Source organism: Sporosarcina koreensis, assembly GCF_000826145.2.
In the GTDB taxonomy this organism is placed as follows: Bacteria; Bacillota; Bacilli; order Bacillales_A; family Planococcaceae; genus Sporosarcina; species Sporosarcina trichiuri.
In genome coordinates, this window is sequence record NZ_LN651337.1 from 250,446 (window position 1) to 268,016 (window position 17,571).

The following is a 17,571-nucleotide window of genomic DNA, read 5'->3' on the forward strand; positions in this document are numbered from 1 at the left end:
CCGCATCGAAAGGAGACTGACGGAAATGAGTGAACAACAAACCGCTGTCGCAGAAAAGACAGCACCCGGTAAAACAGTTATTTTCGAAATCCAGCGTCAGGATACACCTGAATCCGCGCCATACATGGAGTCTTTCGAAATCCCATATAAGCCTAACATGAACGTCATTTCCGCATTGATGGAAATCCGACGTAACCCGGTCAATTCGAAGGGCGAGAAAACTACACCGATCAACTGGGACATGAACTGTCTCGAGGAAGTATGCGGTGCCTGCTCGATGGTCATCAACGGCCGTCCGCGCCAGTCGTGTACAGCCCTCGTCGATCAGCTCACACAGCCGATCAAACTGGAGCCGATGCGCACATTCCCGGTTGTCCGTGACTTGATGGTCGACCGTGAAGGCATGTTCGACTCCCTCAAGAAAATCAAAGCATGGGTTCCGATTGACGGAACGTACGATCTCGGTGAAGGTCCCCGTATGCCGGAGCGCAAGCGCCAGTGGGCATACGAGCTGTCGAAATGCATGACATGCGGCGTCTGCCTCGAGGCATGCCCGAACGTCAACGACTCGACAAACTTCATGGGGCCGTTCGCGATTTCGCAAGTCCGCCTGTTCAACACGCATCCAACTGGCGCGAAGAACAAAGATGAGCGTCTCGCAGCGTTGATGACAGACGGAGGCCTCGCCGAGTGCGGGAACTCCCAGAACTGTGTCGTGGCTTGCCCGAAAGGTATTCCATTGACGACGTCCATCGCATCCATGAACCGTGCAACAACGGTTCAGATGTTCAAGAACTTCTTCGGAAGCGACCATATGGTGGACTGATCCCCGCCAGTCCAACACCCGGATTGCCAGCTGTTCGCTGGCCGTCCGGGTGTTTTTTCTTTCGTTGAATGGGGGCAAGGCGGCCTGCGCTCATAAACCGGGTCATTCCGCTCATAAAAAAGAGTTTTTGCTCATAAATCCCGGAATCTGCTCATAAAAAGCGATTACCGCTCATAAATCTCCAGTAGTGATCATTAAACTAAAATAGCGCTCATAAACTTGTCCAAACCGCTCATAAAGACGTCCATTCCAAAAAAAGTTTCAACCCCTTAGCTTGCCGGCTCCGCTGCGCTCCGCATTTCCTGTGGAACACCCAAGGCGATGGAGCCGTCACCGACTTCCGCGGCTCAACTCGCATGCCTCGTACAGCCTGTGCCGCGTATAATGCACTTGACAAGTCAATCTCACTTCTTATTTTCAGATAACTTTGCTATACTGATAAATGAATGAGTATTCACTTATCAGACTGGGGGGCGTTTTGATTGAAACAGACGTATATTGAGAACTTCGAAGAGTGGCAGGAGGGCTTTCGTTTCTCCGTGCCGATCCGTGTCCGTTTTTCCGAGACGGATATGTTCGGCCATTTGAATAATACGGTGACATTCGCCTATTTCGAGCAGGCGCGCATCGACTATCTTAAACATATCGGCCTCATGAATGACTGGCTCGATCCGGACGGCGACTGCATCCCTGTCGTCGCCGATCTCCAATGCGATTATATGAAACAAGTGTTTTTCGATGAAACGGTGGACGTTCATGTCAAAGCCGGTTCGATCGGACGAAGTTCCGTCGATATCCATTACATGGGGAAGAACGAAAAGGGAGACATCGTTTTCACAGGGCGCGGTGCCATGGTGCAGATTTCCAAGAAAACCGGGTCGGGTGTTCCGTGGAGTGAACACGAGAAAGAGCAATTCTGCGAGAAAACCAGGAACTGAGCCGGCACAGCCTCTCCACAGTTGGAATACTGTAAAGAGAAACCGATGGGAGGGGCGCGTCTTGAATGAGGAGTTTAGCAGCCGTTCTGTGCTGACGGGCAGGGAACGGCAAATATTCACGCTGCTGATTGCCGATCACACAACAAAAGAGATTGCCGGCGAATTGGGCATCAGTGAAAAAACAGTTCGGAATCATATTTCGAACACCATCCAGAAACTTGGGGTCTCTGGCAGAGCCCAGGCGATGATCGAATTGATCCGGCTCGGTGAATTGAGCATTGATTGACCGCAAAGCGGGTATGGAAGACTGCAGAGATGTCTGCAGTCTTTTTTCGTGATTCGGAAGAATATCGGACAGATCTGGTATACTTCATTTTGAACCAATATACAAGTCGAGGAGGAGAAAAGATGAAAGAAATTACAAAAAAGCGTCTGAAAGCATACATGATCGATCATGCCGTCAACGCAGCGGTCACGGCATTCACGGAATACCTGCTGCGGAAGAAAGTGAAAAGTGAAGCGGTCCATAACCTGGTGACGCCGTCCGTCATCGCGGGAACCCTCGAATTCGCCCAGCTATATACGAAAGGGCAGACGGTCGGCTACAGGCTCACCGGACTCCAGCTTGAGGATGAAAACGGCGGAAAACCATCCGGCGTCCAGATCGCCAAACGGATCGTCTACCGGGAGTCCGTCAGCGGCATCCAGTACTTCACACATCGGAAGACGTTCGAACAGGAAGGCGGCAGACAGCTTCCGCAAGACCGCTTCGCCGGCACGATCGTCGAGGAAGCGTGACTTACAGGCACACCGAAAACCCATGAGTTTGACATAACTATTGCTTTTTCCCCGGGTTAAGAGGAAAATAATAAGCAAACTCATGACTTGGAGTGGGTACTGATGACTGAAAACATGGACACGAAACAAGAAGAAATCCACCGAATGGAAAAGGATCTGCGCTACATCGCCGCGATCATCAAGCAGCAGGGGCGCAAAATCCTCAGCAATTATACGATTACGCCGCCGCAGTTCGTCGCCTTGCAGTGGCTGTTCGAGCATGGGGATATGACGATCGGCGATCTGTCGAACAAAATGTATCTAGCTTTCAGCACGACGACGGACCTCGTCGACCGGATGGAGAAAAACGAACTCGTCAAGCGGGTGAGGGATGACAAGGACCGCCGTGTCGTCCGCATCCATCTGCTCGAAGAAGGCGGGCGCGTCATCCAGGAAGTGATCGACAAGCGGCGTCAGTACCTGGAGGATGTCATGAAGGACTTCAGTGAAGAGGAACTCCGGTCATTCACGGATCTGCTGTCGAAACTTCACGTGGAAATGAGCCCGGAACCGAAATGAGCGGGACAGCGGACTACCCGATCGGCATCATCGATTCAGGAGTGGGCGGCCTGACCGTCATGAAAGAACTGCTGGAACGGATGCCGGAGGAGAACTTCATCTACATCGGGGACGACGCCCGCTGCCCATACGGCAGCCGGTCCCCGCAAGAGATCATCCGCTTTACGAAGCAGCTGATCGGCGCACTCGACCGGTTCGGCGTCAAGCTCGCCGTCATCGCCTGCAACACGGCGACAGCATTCGCCCTCGATCACGTGCGGCCGCTGTTCACATTCCCGATTATCGGCGTCATCGACCCGGGCGCACGCACAGCTGTCCGTAAGTCGGATACGAAACGGATCGCTGTGCTCGGCACGATCGGCACCGTGAAGAGCGGTGCGTACCGCGAGGCGATACACGGCCTTTCACCGCATGCGGACGTCCTGCAGCTCGCCTGTCCGACGTTCGTGCCGCTCGTGGAACAGGCAGTCTACAAGACACAAACGGCCGACGAGGCGGTGAAGCAGGCGCTCCTGCCGCTGCAGAGCGAATCGTTCGACACCGTCATTTTAGGCTGCACGCATTTCCCGCTGCTCGCTCCGTTCATCCGGAAGCATCTGCCGGACGGGACGGCACTCGTGACGTCAGGTGCCGCAACTGCGGATACGGTCATACAGCTCCTGGAGGCTGAGGGAAACAGGCGGCAGAGCGATGAACGCGGAAGTTCGCGTTTCCATACGACGGGAAACCCTGAGCATTTCAGGACAATCACGGCGGACTGGCTCGGCATACAATCACCTGCTGTCGGCCGGCTGACGCTCCCTGTACCGCAATAATAGCAGAACATTCCGCCCGGTGTGCTCCTCCGCCGGGCTTTTGCGCGGGTTCCGATGGGTATGCTAAAATGGACGAATGAAAAGAAAGAGGGTATGTGATTTGAGACACGACGGACGAACGAACAACGAACTGAGAAACGTAACGATAGAAAAGGACTTCCTGCTGCACCCGGAAGGCTCCGTGCTCATCACGGTCGGCAATACGAAAGTGATCTGTACGGCATCCGTCGAGGACCGCGTACCGCCATTCCTGCGGGGAAGCGGAAAAGGCTGGGTCACCGCGGAGTACTCGATGCTGCCGCGCGCAACCGGCCAGCGCACGCAGCGTGAAGCGTCACGGGGCAAGATCGGCGGACGCACGATGGAGATCCAGCGGCTCATCGGACGGGCGCTCCGTTCGGTCATCGACCTTGAAGCACTCGGCGAGCGCACGATCTGGATCGACTGCGACGTCATCCAGGCGGACGGAGGCACACGCACCGCGTCGATCACCGGAGCATACGTCGCGATGGCGATGGCTGCGGCGGGCATTGCAGCCGACAAGAAGCTCGCGAAGTTCCCGATCCGGCAGTATCTCGCGGCGACGAGCGTCGGAAAGAAAGAGGACGGCGCGCTCATCCTGGATCTTGACTACTTGGAGGACTCCTCGGCAGCCGTCGATATGAACGTCGTCATGACGAGCGCCGGTGAATTCGTCGAACTGCAGGGGACTGGCGAGGAATCGACATTCACCCGTGCGGAGATGAACGGCCTGCTGGACTTGGCGGAAACCGGCATCCATCAGCTGATCGGTCTGCAGAAAGAAGCACTCGGCCCGATCTGCGCACAAATCGAATCACACGAGGAGGCAGCGCAATGAAGGAAGTATTGATCGCAACGAACAACAAAGGCAAAGTGAAGGACTTCGAAGTGCTGTTCAAGCCGCACGGCATCACCGTCCGCTCGCTCCAGGACCTGGACGAGCCGATCGAAGTGGACGAGACGGGGACGACATTCGAGGAGAATGCGATCCTGAAGGCGGAAGAAACCGCCAAGCTCCTGAACATATGGGTCATCTCGGACGACAGCGGCCTTGAAATCGATGCGCTGAACGGCGAGCCCGGCGTCTACTCCGCCCGGTATGCAGGCGAACCGAAAGACGACCAGGCCAACATCGACAAAGCACTGACCAACCTGGAAGGCGTTCCGGAAGGCTCCCGTCAGGCGCGCTTCCGCTGTGTGCTCGCGATTGCGGGGCCGGGCATGGAGACGAAGACATTCTCCGGCAGCTGTGAAGGGAACATCCTGTTCGAACGCCGGGGCGAGGGCGGCTTCGGCTACGATCCGATCTTCTACGTCCCGCAGGCGCGCAAGTCGATGGGGGAGATGACGCCGACGGAGAAGGCGGAGTACTCCCACCGCGGCGAAGCGATGCGGAAATTCGAAGCGGAACTGCCGAAACTGGTCAGCGAAGCGGGCGATCGTCAGTGAAACTGGTCGTATTGAGCGATTCGCACGGCGATACGAAGACGATCGGGGCGATCCGCCGCCGGGAGACCGATGCAGACGCCGTCTTCCATTGCGGCGACAGCGAGCTCACGTCCGACGCACAGGTGCTGGAAGGCATACGGATCGTCCAGGGCAACTGTGACTGGGGCGCACGCTTCGAAGACGCCATACGGGCCGATGTGGCGGGCAGACGGGTGCTCATGGTGCACGGCCACCGGCACGACGTCAAAGAGTCGCTGCTGCAGCTGAAATACGCAGCAGCCGAAGCCGGCGCAGACATCGTCCTGTTCGGCCACTCCCACCTGTATGGCGCAGAACGCGAAGACGGCTTGCTTTACGTCAATCCGGGCAGCACCGTGCAGCCGAGGGGCGGCCGGGCAGCGACCTACGCGGTCATTGAAGACGGTGACGCACTCACCGTGACATTTAAGGATCCGCTGAGCGGAGCGGTCGTCGAGACCGCACAATTCAGCCTCCGCTAATTTACTATTGACTTCACACCCAGCTTTGCCTATAATAAAACCTGTCGTTCCGATCACAACCAGATCTTCACAACTCAGGGAACGCAGTTGTCTCAGTAGCTCAGCTGGATAGAGCAACGCCCTTCTAAGGCGTCGGTCGGGGGTTCGAATCCCTCCTGGGACGTATAAACTATCTGAAACAGCTTCTCAATTCAAATTTGAGAAGCTGTTTTTATGTCCTTGGCAACTTATAAAAAAGGCAAGACCTGGATAGGGCCAGTATGAAAACGACCGTTGAGTTCCACATCTTGGTGTATTAGGATGGAGGGGGAGGAGTTCTATGAAAAAACACTCATCATACTGGGCGTCGTCCTTATCGGTGCGGCAGCCTATTTCCTCATCAATGAGCCAGGGAAAGACCGTGTGACCATCAAGAAAACAAACCGGCCGACAGAAAATAGCGGTAAGGCCCCCATTCTGACAATCGAGGAAGACAGGGATGTCCCTGTGGAAGAGGAATTCCCGGCATCGATGGATCAGTTGAAGGTTGAAAACGCCATCCATGCCATGTCCCATCAGAAAGTGAGAGCAGAAGACAAATGGGGGTTCCTGCCGATGACACAGGACAGGGTTGAACGGTTGACAGAGGTTGTAGAGAAGAACAAAAAGAAATACGGAAAAAATGCTGACGTATATTTGGATATACTGCAGCGCTGGTCGAACGATGATTTCTCCGCTGTCGATCAGGATCACAATACAATTTGGGACATGCAAGGCGGCACGGTCGGAAAAGCGACAGGCATTCTGACGATCGAGCAGGAGCAGGAATTCATCAGAAAACACTACAAGACGAACGAGTAACGGCAAGTGACGGCGTGGATAAGCCGTATAAGGAGTTTCTTAGGAGTTTATCCTTTCACGTTTTATGCCATCCTAGCGGGGAAAAGAAAAGCAACACCACTTTTCAACCTAACAGGAGGAGATGTAAAATGGAAACGCAATACAAAGAAGCCCTCTCCGTACTCTCGGAGTGCATCGAGGCGTGCAACAACTGTTTCGACGCGTGCCTGAAGGAAGAGGACGTCAAGATGATGGCGGAGTGCATCCGGCTCGACCGTGAATGTGCCGACGCATGTGCATATGCTGTCCAGGCGATCACACGCAACAGCCCGTTCACGAAGCAGATCCTGCAGCTTTGTGCGGATGTCTGTGAGAAGTGCGGCGAGGAATGCGGCAAGCATGACCACGATCACTGCCAGCGCTGTGCGGAACACTGCAAGAAGTGCGCAGAGACATGCCGCAAGCTCGCAGCATGATCCACTCGTAAAACCGGTGAGGGGTATCCATCCCAAGCCGGTTTTTTGAATGAAATCCGTCTGGTTGCGTATCTGAACCTTGCGTGTTAGGATAGGGGTATAGGGTATACGAAAGGGTGAGCGCCGTGACGGAGACGAACCTAGGAACAAATAAGAAGACGGTCCAGCCGAACAAGCAGCAGATGCTGACACGCCTGAAACGGATCGAAGGCCAGGTCCGCGGCGTCCATCAGATGATCGAGAACGACCGCTATTGCGTCGACATCTTGCACCAGATCAGCGCCATCCAGTCGGCCATCAACAAAGTGTCACTCGCACTTCTCGAGGATCATACGACGCACTGTGTCGCGAATGCCATCAAAGGGCAAGACGGCGATGCGGCGATCGAAGAACTGATGTCCGTCATGCGGACGATGACGAAGTAAGTCGGTGATTTCCATACCTGTCGAGGGTATGGTATAGTGAACTGAATTCCAATGAAGGAGGCTGTTATCATGAAAGAAGTATTGAATGTCGAAGGAATGTCGTGCCAGCACTGTGTCAACGCGGTGGAAACGAATGTCGGGGAACTTGCCGGTGTGTCATCGGTCAAAGTCGACCTGCCTGCAAACCAAGTGACTGTCGAGTATGATAACGAGGCAACAATGAAGCAAGTGAAAGAGACGATCGAGGATCAGGGGTACGATGTGGTCTAAGGAAGACCGCTTTCCGCTGCAGACGGATGCTTTCCGCGGGCATGGCATAAGCCGCTTCCCTCGCTGACGCTCAGTCCAGGGTCTTATGCTCATGCTATTCCCGCCGGAGTCACCGTCTTCCGCTGCAAGCTGGAGTGCCCCATGAACTCCAGAACATCAATAATAAAGAATAGCCGGTTATGCCCACCGCATAATCCTTCTTTTTTGCAAACTACATACCCCCATACAGTATCGAAAGGATGTGAGGGACATGGAAGAAAAGACATTGAAAATCAATGGCATGACGTGCGCGGCATGTGCCAACCGGATCGAGAAGGGGTTGTCCAAGATGGAGGGCGTCGACTCGGCGAACGTCAACTTTGCGCTCGAGAGCACGACCGTCCGCTATGACCCCGAGAAAGCAAACGTCCGGGACTTCACGGAGAAAATCGAGAAACTCGGCTACGGGGTCGTCTTCGACAAAGCCGAATTCGATATCACCGGCATGACGTGCGCCGCATGCGCCAACCGGATTGAAAAGCGCATCGCCCGCATGGACGGCGTCGCGGAAGCCGCTGTCAACTTTGCGGTCGAAACGCTCACCGTCCGCTACAACAGCGGCCAGATCACACCGCAGGACATGATGGCGGCCGTCAAGAAGATGGGGTACGAACTCCATCCGCAGACCGCCGACGAACAGAAAGTCGATCACAAAGAAGAGGAAATCAAGAAACAGACACGGAAATTCATCTTCTCGGCAATCCTCACGCTGCCATTGCTGTGGACGATGGTCGCGCACTTCGAATTTCTGTCGTTCCTCTACCTGCCCGATATCCTCATGAACCCGTGGGTCCAGCTCGTGCTCGCCACCCCGGTGCAGTTCATCATCGGCGCGCAGTTCTACAAGGGTGCATTCAACGCACTCCGCAACAAGAGCGCCAACATGGACGTCCTCGTCGCGCTCGGTACGAGTGCCGCCTACTTCTACAGCGTCTACCTGCTGATCGAGTGGGTGCAGGGAGGCAGCACAGGCGAGCCGATGCTCTACTTCGAGGCATCCGCTGTCATCCTGACCCTCATCCTGCTCGGCAAGCTGTTCGAAGTCCGGGCGAAAGGCAAGACGAGCCAGGCGATCCAGAAACTGCTCGGCCTGCAGGCGAAAACCGCCCGTGTGCTAAAAGACGGCATCGAACAGGAAATTCCGATCGAAGAGGTCCAGGCAGGCGACATCCTGCTCGTCAAACCGGGGGAGAAGATCCCTGCGGACGGCGAGATCATCGCCGGCCAGTCGGCGATCGACGAATCGATGATCACCGGCGAAAGCATCCCGGTCGACAAAGCACCCGGCAGCCCAGTCATCGGCTCGACCATCAACAAAAACGGCTCCCTGCAGATCCGCGCCACCAAAGTCGGCAAGGACAGTGCGCTCGCGCAGATCGTCCGCGTCGTCGAGGAAGCGCAGGGGACGAAAGCGGACATCCAGCGCTTCGCGGACCGGATCTCCGGCGTCTTCGTCCCAATCGTCGTCGGCATCGCGCTCGTGACGTTCTTCATCTGGTACTTCGCCGTCACACCGGGCGACTTCCGTTCGGCGATCATCCCGACAATCTCGATCCTCGTCATCGCCTGTCCGTGTGCACTCGGCCTGGCGACACCGACGTCCATCATGGCAGGCTCCGGCCGTGCCGCCGAAATGGGCATGCTGTTCAAAGGCGGCGAGCACCTCGAGAACACCCGGTCGATCGATACCGTCGTGCTGGATAAAACCGGCACTGTCACGAAAGGCGAGCCGTCGCTGACCGACGTGGAAATCCAGGAAGGCTTCAATCAAACCGACGTCCTCCGCTGGACAGCATCCGCGGAAAACCAGTCGGAGCATCCGCTCGCACAAGCGATCACGGCAGGCGTCAAGGAACAGGGCATCGAGCTCACCCAGCCGGACTCCTTCCAGGCACTGCCCGGCTACGGAATTGAAGCGGTTATCGAAGGCAAGACCATCCTCGTCGGCAACCGCAAGCTGATGACAGGTCGCGGCATTCCGGTCGAAACGATCGAAGCCCGCATGGAACAGCTCGAGAATGAAGGGAAGACGGCGATGCTCATCGCAGTCGATAACACACTCGCCGGACTCGTCGCAGTCGCCGACACCGTCAAGGAAACGTCCAAGGACGCGATCGCCCGGCTGCACGCCCTCGGACTCGACGTCATCATGCTGACGGGGGACAACCGGCACACCGCCGAAGCGATCGGCAGCCAGGTCGGCGTCACCCACGTCATCGCGGACGTCCTGCCGGAGGAAAAAGGCGAGCAGATCACCAAGCTGCAGGCACAAGGCAAGAAAGTCGCCATGGTCGGCGACGGTATCAACGACGCACCCGCCCTCGCCTCCGCTGACATCGGCATGGCGATCGGCACAGGCACCGACATCGCCATCGAAGCTGCCGACATCACGCTCATGCGCGGCGACCTGAACAGCGTCGCGGACGCCATCGTCATGAGCCGCAAAACGATGCGCAACATCAAACAAAACCTGTTCTTCGCCTTCTTCTACAACACCATCGGCATCCCGATCGCCGCCCTTGGGCTCCTCGCCCCCTGGGTCGCCGGCGCCGCCATGGCCTTCAGCTCCGTCAGCGTCGTCCTGAATGCACTGCGTCTGCAGCGGGTGAATCTGGAGGAGAAATAACACAAGCAAAAACCGGACCTGCGTCAATGGCGCGAGTCCGGTTTTTCAGTTATCCCTGATGATCCCGATAACCTGTCTGCATTTCCTGGAACAGCAGATCATGATCCGTCACCTTATGGACCAAGTAATTGATATCAAATGCCATACGGTTTGTCACATTACGCTGCTCATTGAATCGCTGCGTAACTTCCTTCCGCATCCCACGCTGGCCATCCATCAAAATCTTGATAGATGTTTTCACATCTGTCATATCGCTCTGCAAACCAGAAATATCCGTTTTCATAAGAGAGATATCTTCTTTCACAACAGCCATATCCGTCTTCAATCCAGCGACATCTGTCTTAAGTTCAGCGACATCTGTCTTAAGTTCAGCGACATCTGCCTTGAGGCCGGAAACGTCTTTCTTGACCACTGCAAGATCTGCTTCGATGTTGGTCACCTTTGCATCAAGGTTATCAAACCGCCCGTCCATCCGATCCAGCCGCTCATGGATCGGCTGCAGCGAACTGTCCAGCACCGTCTTCAGCATCACCGCCAAGTCCTCACTCATGCGAGTCCCTCCTCTCCCGAATGATACAGCCCCACAAGACGGCTGCTTTGCCCTGGGTATCTGACCGAGTGTTTCCGATAATAGTTGTAACTAGTATACCATACAAAGGGCAATCCACTAGCCGATATCCCTGTCAAAAGCATCCTGTTCGCCTTTCGCAAAAAAGCTACTATGCTATAATGAAAGCAGTACATATAGCACGCCTATCACCATCAAAGAAAAGCGAGGAACTCACAATGGCAGAACTGAACAAACGGCTCTTCAGCGCAGCGGACAACCTGCGCTCCAAGATGGATGCATCTGAATACAAGAACTACTTGCTCGGACTCATCTTCTACAAATACCTATCCGACCGGCTGCTCGTCAACGTCGTTGAAATCGCGGACGAATCACTCGAAGACTACGATACGGCGGACAAGCAGACCCAGCTCTATCGTGAACTCCTGCAGGATGACGACGTCAAAGACGACCTTATCGAGACACTCGTCGACACGATCGGCTTTGATATTGAACCGGAATACCTGTTCAACGTCCTCACCAATCAGGCGAAACAAAACACGTTCCAGCTCAACGACCTTACAAAAGCGTTCAACGACCTGTCGTCCAAGTATGACCAGTTCACAGGTCTCTTCGATGACGTCGATCTGACGTCCAAGAAACTCGGTTCGGACGCCCAGCAGCGTAATATCACGATCACCGAAGTCATCAAGAAGCTCGATCCGATCGACCTGCTCGGCCATGGCGGCGATGTCGTCGGTGATGCATACGAATTCCTCATCAGCCAATTCGCATCGGAAGCCGGCAAGAAGGCAGGGGAATTCTATACCCCGCACGAAGTCTCTGTCATGATGGCGCGCATCGCGGCAATGGGGCAGGAAGACAAGCGGCTGTTCAGCGTCTACGACCCGACGATGGGGTCCGGCTCGCTCATGCTCAACATCCGGAATTATATCAACTACCCGGACAGCGTCAAATATCACGGCCAGGAACTGAACACAACGACCTTCAACCTGGCGAAGATGAACCTCATCCTTCACGGTGTCGACAAAGAGGACATCCGTCTCAGCAACGGCGACACGCTGAACAAAGACTGGCCGACAGACGAACCCTATACATTCGACGCGGTGCTGATGAACCCGCCATACTCGGCGAAATGGTCATCGGACGATACCTTCCTCGACGACTCACGGTTCAACCGCTACGGCCGGCTAGCACCGAAGTCGAAAGCGGATTTTGCGTTCTTGCTGCACGGTCTTTATCACTTAAAAGACTCCGGCACGATGGCGATCGTCCTGCCGCACGGCGTCCTGTTCCGCGGAGCAGCGGAAGGGATCATCCGGAAAAAACTGCTGGAAGACGGCAACATCGACGCCGTCATCGGCATGCCTTCGAACCTGTTCTTCGGTACGTCGATTCCGACCACTGTCATCATCTTGAAGAAGAACCGGACTACGCGGGATGTTCTGTTCATCGATGCAAGCCACGAATTCATCAAAGGCAAGAACCAGAACAAGCTGTCCGGTGAGAACATCGACAAAGTTGTGGAGACCTACCGGAAGCGGGAAGACGTCGAGAAATACGCCCACGTCGCAAGCTTTGAAGAAATCAAAGAGAATGAATTTAATCTTAACATCCCGCGATACGTCGATACATTCGAAGAAGAAGAACCGGTCGACATGGCGGCAATCGGAGCAAGTGTGAAAGAAATCCGGAAAGAACAAACCGAATTGGAAGCGAGCTTGTATGAGATGATTTCTTCCCTGCAGTATGGTGAAGAGAATGAAGAGTGGATTCAAGGGGCGTTAGAGGTGTTTAAAAATGAAGATTGAAAAAATTCCAGAGATTAGGTTTCCAGAATTCCAAGAGGCATGGCAGCTATGCACGATTGGCCAATTAGGTGATGTGAAAACCGGAAAAGCTTTTAAAAGTAGTGAATTTAACGATAATGGCAAGTATCTTGTTATTACAAATAAAGACATTCAAAGTGATATACAACAAAAAAAAATTTCTAGCAATCGAATAGATATAACCGAGGAAACTGTTTTAGATAGTTATTTATTGAATGGGGATAATATTCTTATCACTATGGACGGAGTTAATATTGGTAAATCATCTAAGTATACAAATGATAGAGCAGTACTCGCGCAAAGGGTAGGACGCATTACTTCTAAACAACTTGAATTTATTTACCAAATTGTTAAGGATGAAAAATTCATATCAGAAATGCAAAAAGTTTCAGTAGGAAATGCAATAAAACATATTTCTTTGAAACAAATTTCAGATTTTAGTTTTTATTGCCCACCGAAAGAATCAGAACAAGAAAAAATCGGTAATTTACTTAGTGGTATGGATAAAGATATTTATATGAAGAGCAATAAATTAACCACCCTAAAACAAACAAAACAAGGGTTCTTGCAAAAGATGTTTCCTAAAGAAGGCGAGTCCGTGCCGGAAATTCGGTTTCCTGGGTTCAGTGAGAAATGGTCTTATAAAGAGCTGGGAGAATTGATAAATAAGGTAACTGAAAAAAATACCAATAGAAAATATAATGAGACATTTACTAACTCAGCTGAGCAAGGAATCGTAAGCCAAAGAGATTATTTTGAGAAAGATATATCGAACAATATTAACATTGATGGCTACTATATCGTGCAGCCTGATGATTTTGTGTATAACCCTCGGATTTCTAAGTATGCACCTGTTGGACCAATTAAAAGAAATAAACTTAGTAGAACGGGTATAATGTCTCCGCTATATTATATTTTTAAAGCGAAAGATGTTGATCTCGACTATTTAGAGGTTTATTTTGAGACAAGTTATTGGCACACGTTTATGAAATTAAATGGGGATTCAGGCGCTAGATCGGATAGATTTTCTATCAAAGATGCCGTTTTCAGAAAAATGCCGATACCCTTACCTGATATAGAGGAACAAAAGAAAATAGCGAATTTATTAAAAGATATATCGAAAGCTATTGTGTTTAAAGAACAAGAACTACAAGCCCTCCAGCAAACGAAGAAAGCATTTTTACAAAAGATGTTTGTGTAAGCGGCAAGAAAGGAGGAACCGGCGATGGGGAACCTGAAATACAACGACGAAGCAGAAGTGGAACGCCGGCTGATTGAGGTGCTCGGGGAAGGCCACAATCAATGGAACTACCGTAAAGATTTGAAGTCGGAAGAAGACCTTTGGAACAACCTGCGCACAAAGATCACGCAGAACAACTTGGCGGAGATCGGGGAGACGCCGCTCACCGACCATGAATTCGAGACGATTCGAACCGAGCTGCTGCAGAAGACGAAGACACCGTTCGATGCGGCGAAGTGGCTGAAAGGCGAGAATGGCATTGCCCGTATCACGATTGAGCGGGAGGTCTCGTCACTCGGCACGATGTCGCTCGTGCTGTATTCCAACCAGGATATCGGCGGCGGGATCTCCTCCTATGAAGTGGTCAACCAGATCGCCAAGCAGAAGACGGACGAGCTGGGGCGTGATCGCCGGTTCGACGTCACGCTGCTCATCAACGGCCTGCCGATCGTGCAGATTGAGCTGAAACAGGTGACGGCGAAGGATGGGTACTTCCAGGCTTTCAACCAGATCAAGAAGTACGCCGAAGAAGGCGTGTTCCGGAACAACATCTTTTCCACGCTGCAGCTGTTCGTCGTTTCCAATGAACAGACAACGCGCTATTTCGCAAACGCGATGCCGAAGAACTTGCACGCAAAGTTCCTGTTCAGCTGGCGGACGAAGGACAATCGGAAAGTCGACAACTTGTATGAGTTCGTCAAGCAGGTGCTCAACATCCCGGACGCCCACAAGCTCATTGCGAACTACACAATTGTCAGTGAAGACCAGGACAACAAAGTGCTCATGGTGCTCCATCCGTATCAGATTCATGCCATCCAGGCGCTGTTTACAGCAGCCATGCAGCACAAGTCCGGCTATGTGTGGCATGCGACCGGTTCCGGAAAGACGCTGACGAGTTTCGTGTCCACCAAATTGCTGGCGCGCAAACCCGGTGTCGATCGGACGGTCATGCTCATCGACCGGAAGGACTTGGACAACCAGACAACGAGTGAGTTCACGAAGTTCGCGTCCGAGTTCAATACCGGAATCTCATCCGGCACGGCCAAGTCGAACAGTCTCATCGTCGGAACAGGCAGTTCTCGTGAGCTGAGCGACACGCTGCTGTCGAGCGAGAACTCGAACACTGTCATCATCACAACCCGGCAGAAACTTGAAGCGGCCCTGCGCTATGCGGAAAAACAGGAAGAGCGGAACGGCACGCAGCGGTTCAAGAAACTCGTGAGCCAGCACATTGTGTTCGTCGTGGATGAATGCCACCGGGCGCTCTCCGCAGAAGGTATGGAGGCCATCCAAAAGGTATTCCCGAACTCAACCTGGTTCGGGTTTACCGGAACACCAATCTTCGAAGAAAACAAGAAACAGGCGAAAGGGCGTCTCGCACGGACGACACACGACCAATACGGCGACGTCCTGCATACGTATACCATCAAGAATGCACTTGAGGACGGCTCCGTGCTCGGTTTCCAAGTGGAGCACGAAGATACACTGGAGCGCACGTCCGTCGACAACTACATCTACGACCAGCTCCGCCAACAGGCGAAATTCGCCGACAAGACGAACGACGAACTGAACGGGATGATCGATGAGATGGATGAACTGCAAAAAGAGTCCTATATCGAGAACTCCACGTATGAAACCGATGAACACATCGACAAAGTGCTGCACAAAATGTTCCGACCGGACAATGCCTATACGAAATTCGACTTCGTCAATGGCCGTCCGCAAAAGTCGGCAATTTTGACGACCAACTCGATTGCGATGGCAAAACGTTATTACAAGGCCATCAAGGAAATGACGGCGGATCCCGACTGGATGACGAAGCAGTTCGCCGGCCATCCGATCCGGACCGGACGCACAATGGACGACCCGGACTTCCCGCGGATCGCCATTACGTACTCCATGCAGGAGAACGAAGAGAACGCCAAGGAAACGCAGGAAGAGATGGCGGGCATCATTGAGGACTATAACAGCTACTACGGCACCGCCTGGTCGATCGAGGACATCGAGCGCTATAACGGGGACATCAACAACCGGCTCGCCCGCAAACGTGCGGAGTTCAAGGAATTTGGCAAGCAGGTCGATCTCGTCATCGTCGTCGACCGTCTCCTGACCGGATTCGATGCACCGACCATCCAGACGCTGTTCGTCGATCGCAACTTGAGCTATGCCAACCTCATCCAGGCATTCTCCCGGACAAACCGGACCTATCCAGGCAAAAGAAAGGGACTCATCGTCACCTACCGAAAGCCGGCCACGATGGAGCGGAACGTCGAAGCTGCGACCAAGCTTTACTCACATGCACAGGAAGAGAGCGAACTTGTCTACCCATCCTACAGCAAGTCGAAAAAGCGGTTTGATAAGGCACATCAAGAGCTGAAGAAAGCTGTTCCGAACATCGATAAGATCGACGAAAACTCACCACTCGAGCAGCGGGTGGGGTTCGTCAAAGCCTTCCAGGAACTGAACAACGCCTATGACGCGCTCGTCACCTATGATGACTATAATGACGACATGGAGACATCCAGCGAGATGCGCGAACAAGTGAAGACGTTGGAAGACTATATTGGCGTCTATAACACAGTGAAAGGCTCGCTCATAGCGGAAGAGGGGGCAGAAGGGGAACCCGATCCGGACTTCTCGGAAATCGAATTCTACAGCGACAACACGACCAAACTGTACGACATCGACTCCACCTATATCGACAAGCTGCTGGAAGGGTACATCGCCAACAGCCAGGACACACGCGAGGAAATCGAGAAGGCGCTGCAGAAGATGAACAAGCCGGAACCAGTCCGGGAAGTATACACGCGAATCCTGAACAGCATCGACAGCGGACAGATCGACCCAAACGACGACATCTTCGCCGTCAAACGCCAATACTTCACCGACGCTTCCAACCAGGCCATCGAATCTCTGTCCAGCACCTGGTTCGTCAACGAAGACGAACTGCACCTGTCCGCGATCCAATACGTACCCGGCTCGGAAACAATCCCGAACATCACCGGCATCCTGGGCAGCAAACAGTTCGACAAATACAAGCAAGTCCACCCCGACGCCAAACCACTCAAATACGGCCCGCAGATGAAACGGGTATGGCTGCATGTGCTGAATGAGGAGATTGTTCCTTATGGGGAGGAATTGAGGTAGGACAGCTAAATAAATGAGTGAAAGTAAGAGTCAATCCGTCTGACGGGTTGGCTTTTTTGTCGTAGTTAAATCTACAGGATATTTGTCGAAAAATTGGATATCGTGAAAACATATGTTTGATGGTGACATGTGGTTATAAGGGGATATAACCATAAATGAAGTTAGTGAGGAGATGTTTTAAATGAAAATTTTAGAAGCAATCCACCTAGCTGACAATGGAATACGTA

18 protein-coding genes and 1 tRNA gene are annotated in these 17,571 nt (G+C 53.1%); 18 read left to right on the top strand and 1 reads right to left on the bottom strand.

Annotation, left to right across the window (positions count from 1 at the left end):
* The first annotated feature begins 25 nt into the window (after positions 1-25).
* From sdhB to BN1190_RS06990, 15 genes are all read left to right on the top strand, one after another.
* Complete coding sequence (gene sdhB, locus BN1190_RS06920; protein ID WP_052461733.1) at positions 26-826, top strand: succinate dehydrogenase iron-sulfur subunit; 801 nt, start codon at positions 26-28, stop codon at positions 824-826.
* A 482-nt stretch (positions 827-1,308) separates the two neighbouring features.
* Complete coding sequence (locus BN1190_RS06925) at positions 1,309-1,764, top strand: acyl-CoA thioesterase (RefSeq protein ID WP_040286255.1); 456 nt, start codon at positions 1,309-1,311, stop codon at positions 1,762-1,764.
* Between the two features lie 61 nt (positions 1,765-1,825).
* Positions 1,826-2,050: a helix-turn-helix domain-containing protein gene (locus tag BN1190_RS06930; RefSeq protein WP_040286256.1), complete on the top strand. Its 225-nt coding sequence runs from the start codon at positions 1,826-1,828 to the stop codon at positions 2,048-2,050.
* Positions 2,051-2,172: 122 nt separating this feature from the next.
* On the top strand, positions 2,173-2,562 hold the full coding sequence (locus tag BN1190_RS06935) for an RDD family protein (RefSeq protein WP_040286257.1): 390 nt from the start codon (positions 2,173-2,175) through the stop codon (positions 2,560-2,562).
* Between the two features lie 102 nt (positions 2,563-2,664).
* Entirely contained in the window at positions 2,665-3,120 is a 456-nt protein-coding gene (locus BN1190_RS06940; protein WP_040286258.1) for a MarR family winged helix-turn-helix transcriptional regulator, read from the top strand.
* Entirely contained in the window at positions 3,117-3,935 is an 819-nt protein-coding gene (gene murI, locus BN1190_RS06945) for a glutamate racemase (protein ID WP_040286259.1), read from the top strand. The genes BN1190_RS06940 and murI overlap by 4 nt, the downstream gene beginning before the upstream one ends.
* A 100-nt stretch (positions 3,936-4,035) precedes the next feature.
* Positions 4,036-4,794 carry a ribonuclease PH gene (gene rph, locus BN1190_RS06950; RefSeq protein WP_040286260.1) on the top strand — a complete coding sequence of 253 codons (759 nt, stop codon included), beginning with the start codon at positions 4,036-4,038 and terminating at the stop codon, positions 4,792-4,794.
* Positions 4,791-5,405 (top strand): XTP/dITP diphosphatase, encoded by a 615-nt coding sequence (locus tag BN1190_RS06955; protein WP_040286261.1) that lies wholly within the window; start codon positions 4,791-4,793, stop codon positions 5,403-5,405. Before rph ends, BN1190_RS06955 begins: the two co-directional genes overlap by 4 nt.
* Positions 5,402-5,905 carry a metallophosphoesterase gene (locus BN1190_RS06960; RefSeq protein ID WP_040286262.1) on the top strand — a complete coding sequence of 168 codons (504 nt, stop codon included), beginning with the start codon at positions 5,402-5,404 and terminating at the stop codon, positions 5,903-5,905. Before BN1190_RS06955 ends, BN1190_RS06960 begins: the two co-directional genes overlap by 4 nt.
* Before the next feature lie 89 nt (positions 5,906-5,994).
* Positions 5,995-6,068 (top strand) — tRNA-Arg (locus BN1190_RS06965).
* Positions 6,069-6,205: 137 nt separating this feature from the next.
* Complete coding sequence (locus BN1190_RS06970) at positions 6,206-6,745, top strand: DUF6241 domain-containing protein (RefSeq protein WP_040286263.1); 540 nt, start codon at positions 6,206-6,208, stop codon at positions 6,743-6,745.
* Between the two features lie 128 nt (positions 6,746-6,873).
* Positions 6,874-7,200 (top strand): four-helix bundle copper-binding protein, encoded by a 327-nt coding sequence (locus BN1190_RS06975; protein WP_040286264.1) that lies wholly within the window; start codon positions 6,874-6,876, stop codon positions 7,198-7,200.
* A 182-nt stretch (positions 7,201-7,382) separates the two neighbouring features.
* The gene (locus BN1190_RS06980) at positions 7,383-7,625 is read left to right on the top strand and encodes a metal-sensitive transcriptional regulator (RefSeq protein WP_082023375.1); all 243 of its coding nucleotides are present in this window, start codon (positions 7,383-7,385) and stop codon (positions 7,623-7,625) included.
* A 69-nt stretch (positions 7,626-7,694) separates the two neighbouring features.
* The gene (gene copZ / locus BN1190_RS06985) at positions 7,695-7,895 is read left to right on the top strand and encodes a copper chaperone CopZ (RefSeq protein ID WP_179860760.1); all 201 of its coding nucleotides are present in this window, start codon (positions 7,695-7,697) and stop codon (positions 7,893-7,895) included.
* Positions 7,896-8,136: 241 nt separating this feature from the next.
* A complete protein-coding gene (locus BN1190_RS06990; protein WP_040286266.1) occupies positions 8,137-10,560 on the top strand; it encodes a heavy metal translocating P-type ATPase in 2,424 nt (807 codons plus the stop codon).
* Positions 10,561-10,609: 49 nt separating this feature from the next.
* Here BN1190_RS06990 and BN1190_RS06995 read toward each other — a convergent pair whose 3' ends face one another.
* Positions 10,610-11,110, bottom strand: a complete 501-nt coding sequence (locus BN1190_RS06995; RefSeq protein ID WP_052461734.1) for a hypothetical protein — start codon at positions 11,108-11,110, stop codon at positions 10,610-10,612.
* A gap of 236 nt (positions 11,111-11,346) precedes the next feature.
* Here BN1190_RS06995 and BN1190_RS07000 point away from each other — a divergent pair, with 236 nt between their 5' ends.
* From BN1190_RS07000 to BN1190_RS07010, 3 genes are read left to right on the top strand one after another with little or no spacing between them, the layout of a single operon-like run.
* A complete protein-coding gene (locus BN1190_RS07000; RefSeq protein ID WP_040286267.1) occupies positions 11,347-12,939 on the top strand; it encodes a type I restriction-modification system subunit M in 1,593 nt (530 codons plus the stop codon).
* Positions 12,929-14,158 carry a restriction endonuclease subunit S gene (locus tag BN1190_RS07005; protein ID WP_052461735.1) on the top strand — a complete coding sequence of 410 codons (1,230 nt, stop codon included), beginning with the start codon at positions 12,929-12,931 and terminating at the stop codon, positions 14,156-14,158. The genes BN1190_RS07000 and BN1190_RS07005 overlap by 11 nt, the downstream gene beginning before the upstream one ends.
* Before the next feature lie 24 nt (positions 14,159-14,182).
* Positions 14,183-17,344: a type I restriction endonuclease subunit R gene (locus BN1190_RS07010; protein WP_040286268.1), complete on the top strand. Its 3,162-nt coding sequence runs from the start codon at positions 14,183-14,185 to the stop codon at positions 17,342-17,344.
* The last annotated feature ends 227 nt before the right edge of the window (positions 17,345-17,571 follow it).

Coding starts and splice junctions, on each gene's coding strand:
- BN1190_RS06970 (WP_040286263.1), top strand. CDS start 6,206: ATGGAGGGGGAGGAGTTCTATGAAAAAACACTCATCATACTGGGCGTC.
- sdhB (WP_052461733.1), top strand. CDS start 26: ATGAGTGAACAACAAACCGCTGTCGCAGAAAAGACAGCACCCGGTAAA.
- murI (WP_040286259.1), top strand. CDS start 3,117: ATGAGCGGGACAGCGGACTACCCGATCGGCATCATCGATTCAGGAGTG.
- BN1190_RS06975 (WP_040286264.1), top strand. CDS start 6,874: ATGGAAACGCAATACAAAGAAGCCCTCTCCGTACTCTCGGAGTGCATC.
- BN1190_RS06980 (WP_082023375.1), top strand. CDS start 7,383: ATGCTGACACGCCTGAAACGGATCGAAGGCCAGGTCCGCGGCGTCCAT.
- BN1190_RS06940 (WP_040286258.1), top strand. CDS start 2,665: ATGACTGAAAACATGGACACGAAACAAGAAGAAATCCACCGAATGGAA.
- BN1190_RS06935 (WP_040286257.1), top strand. CDS start 2,173: ATGAAAGAAATTACAAAAAAGCGTCTGAAAGCATACATGATCGATCAT.
- BN1190_RS06995 (WP_052461734.1), bottom strand. CDS start 11,110: ATGAGTGAGGACTTGGCGGTGATGCTGAAGACGGTGCTGGACAGTTCG.
- BN1190_RS07000 (WP_040286267.1), top strand. CDS start 11,347: ATGGCAGAACTGAACAAACGGCTCTTCAGCGCAGCGGACAACCTGCGC.
- BN1190_RS07010 (WP_040286268.1), top strand. CDS start 14,183: ATGGGGAACCTGAAATACAACGACGAAGCAGAAGTGGAACGCCGGCTG.
- copZ (WP_179860760.1), top strand. CDS start 7,695: ATGAAAGAAGTATTGAATGTCGAAGGAATGTCGTGCCAGCACTGTGTC.
- BN1190_RS07005 (WP_052461735.1), top strand. CDS start 12,929: ATGAAGATTGAAAAAATTCCAGAGATTAGGTTTCCAGAATTCCAAGAG.
- BN1190_RS06955 (WP_040286261.1), top strand. CDS start 4,791: ATGAAGGAAGTATTGATCGCAACGAACAACAAAGGCAAAGTGAAGGAC.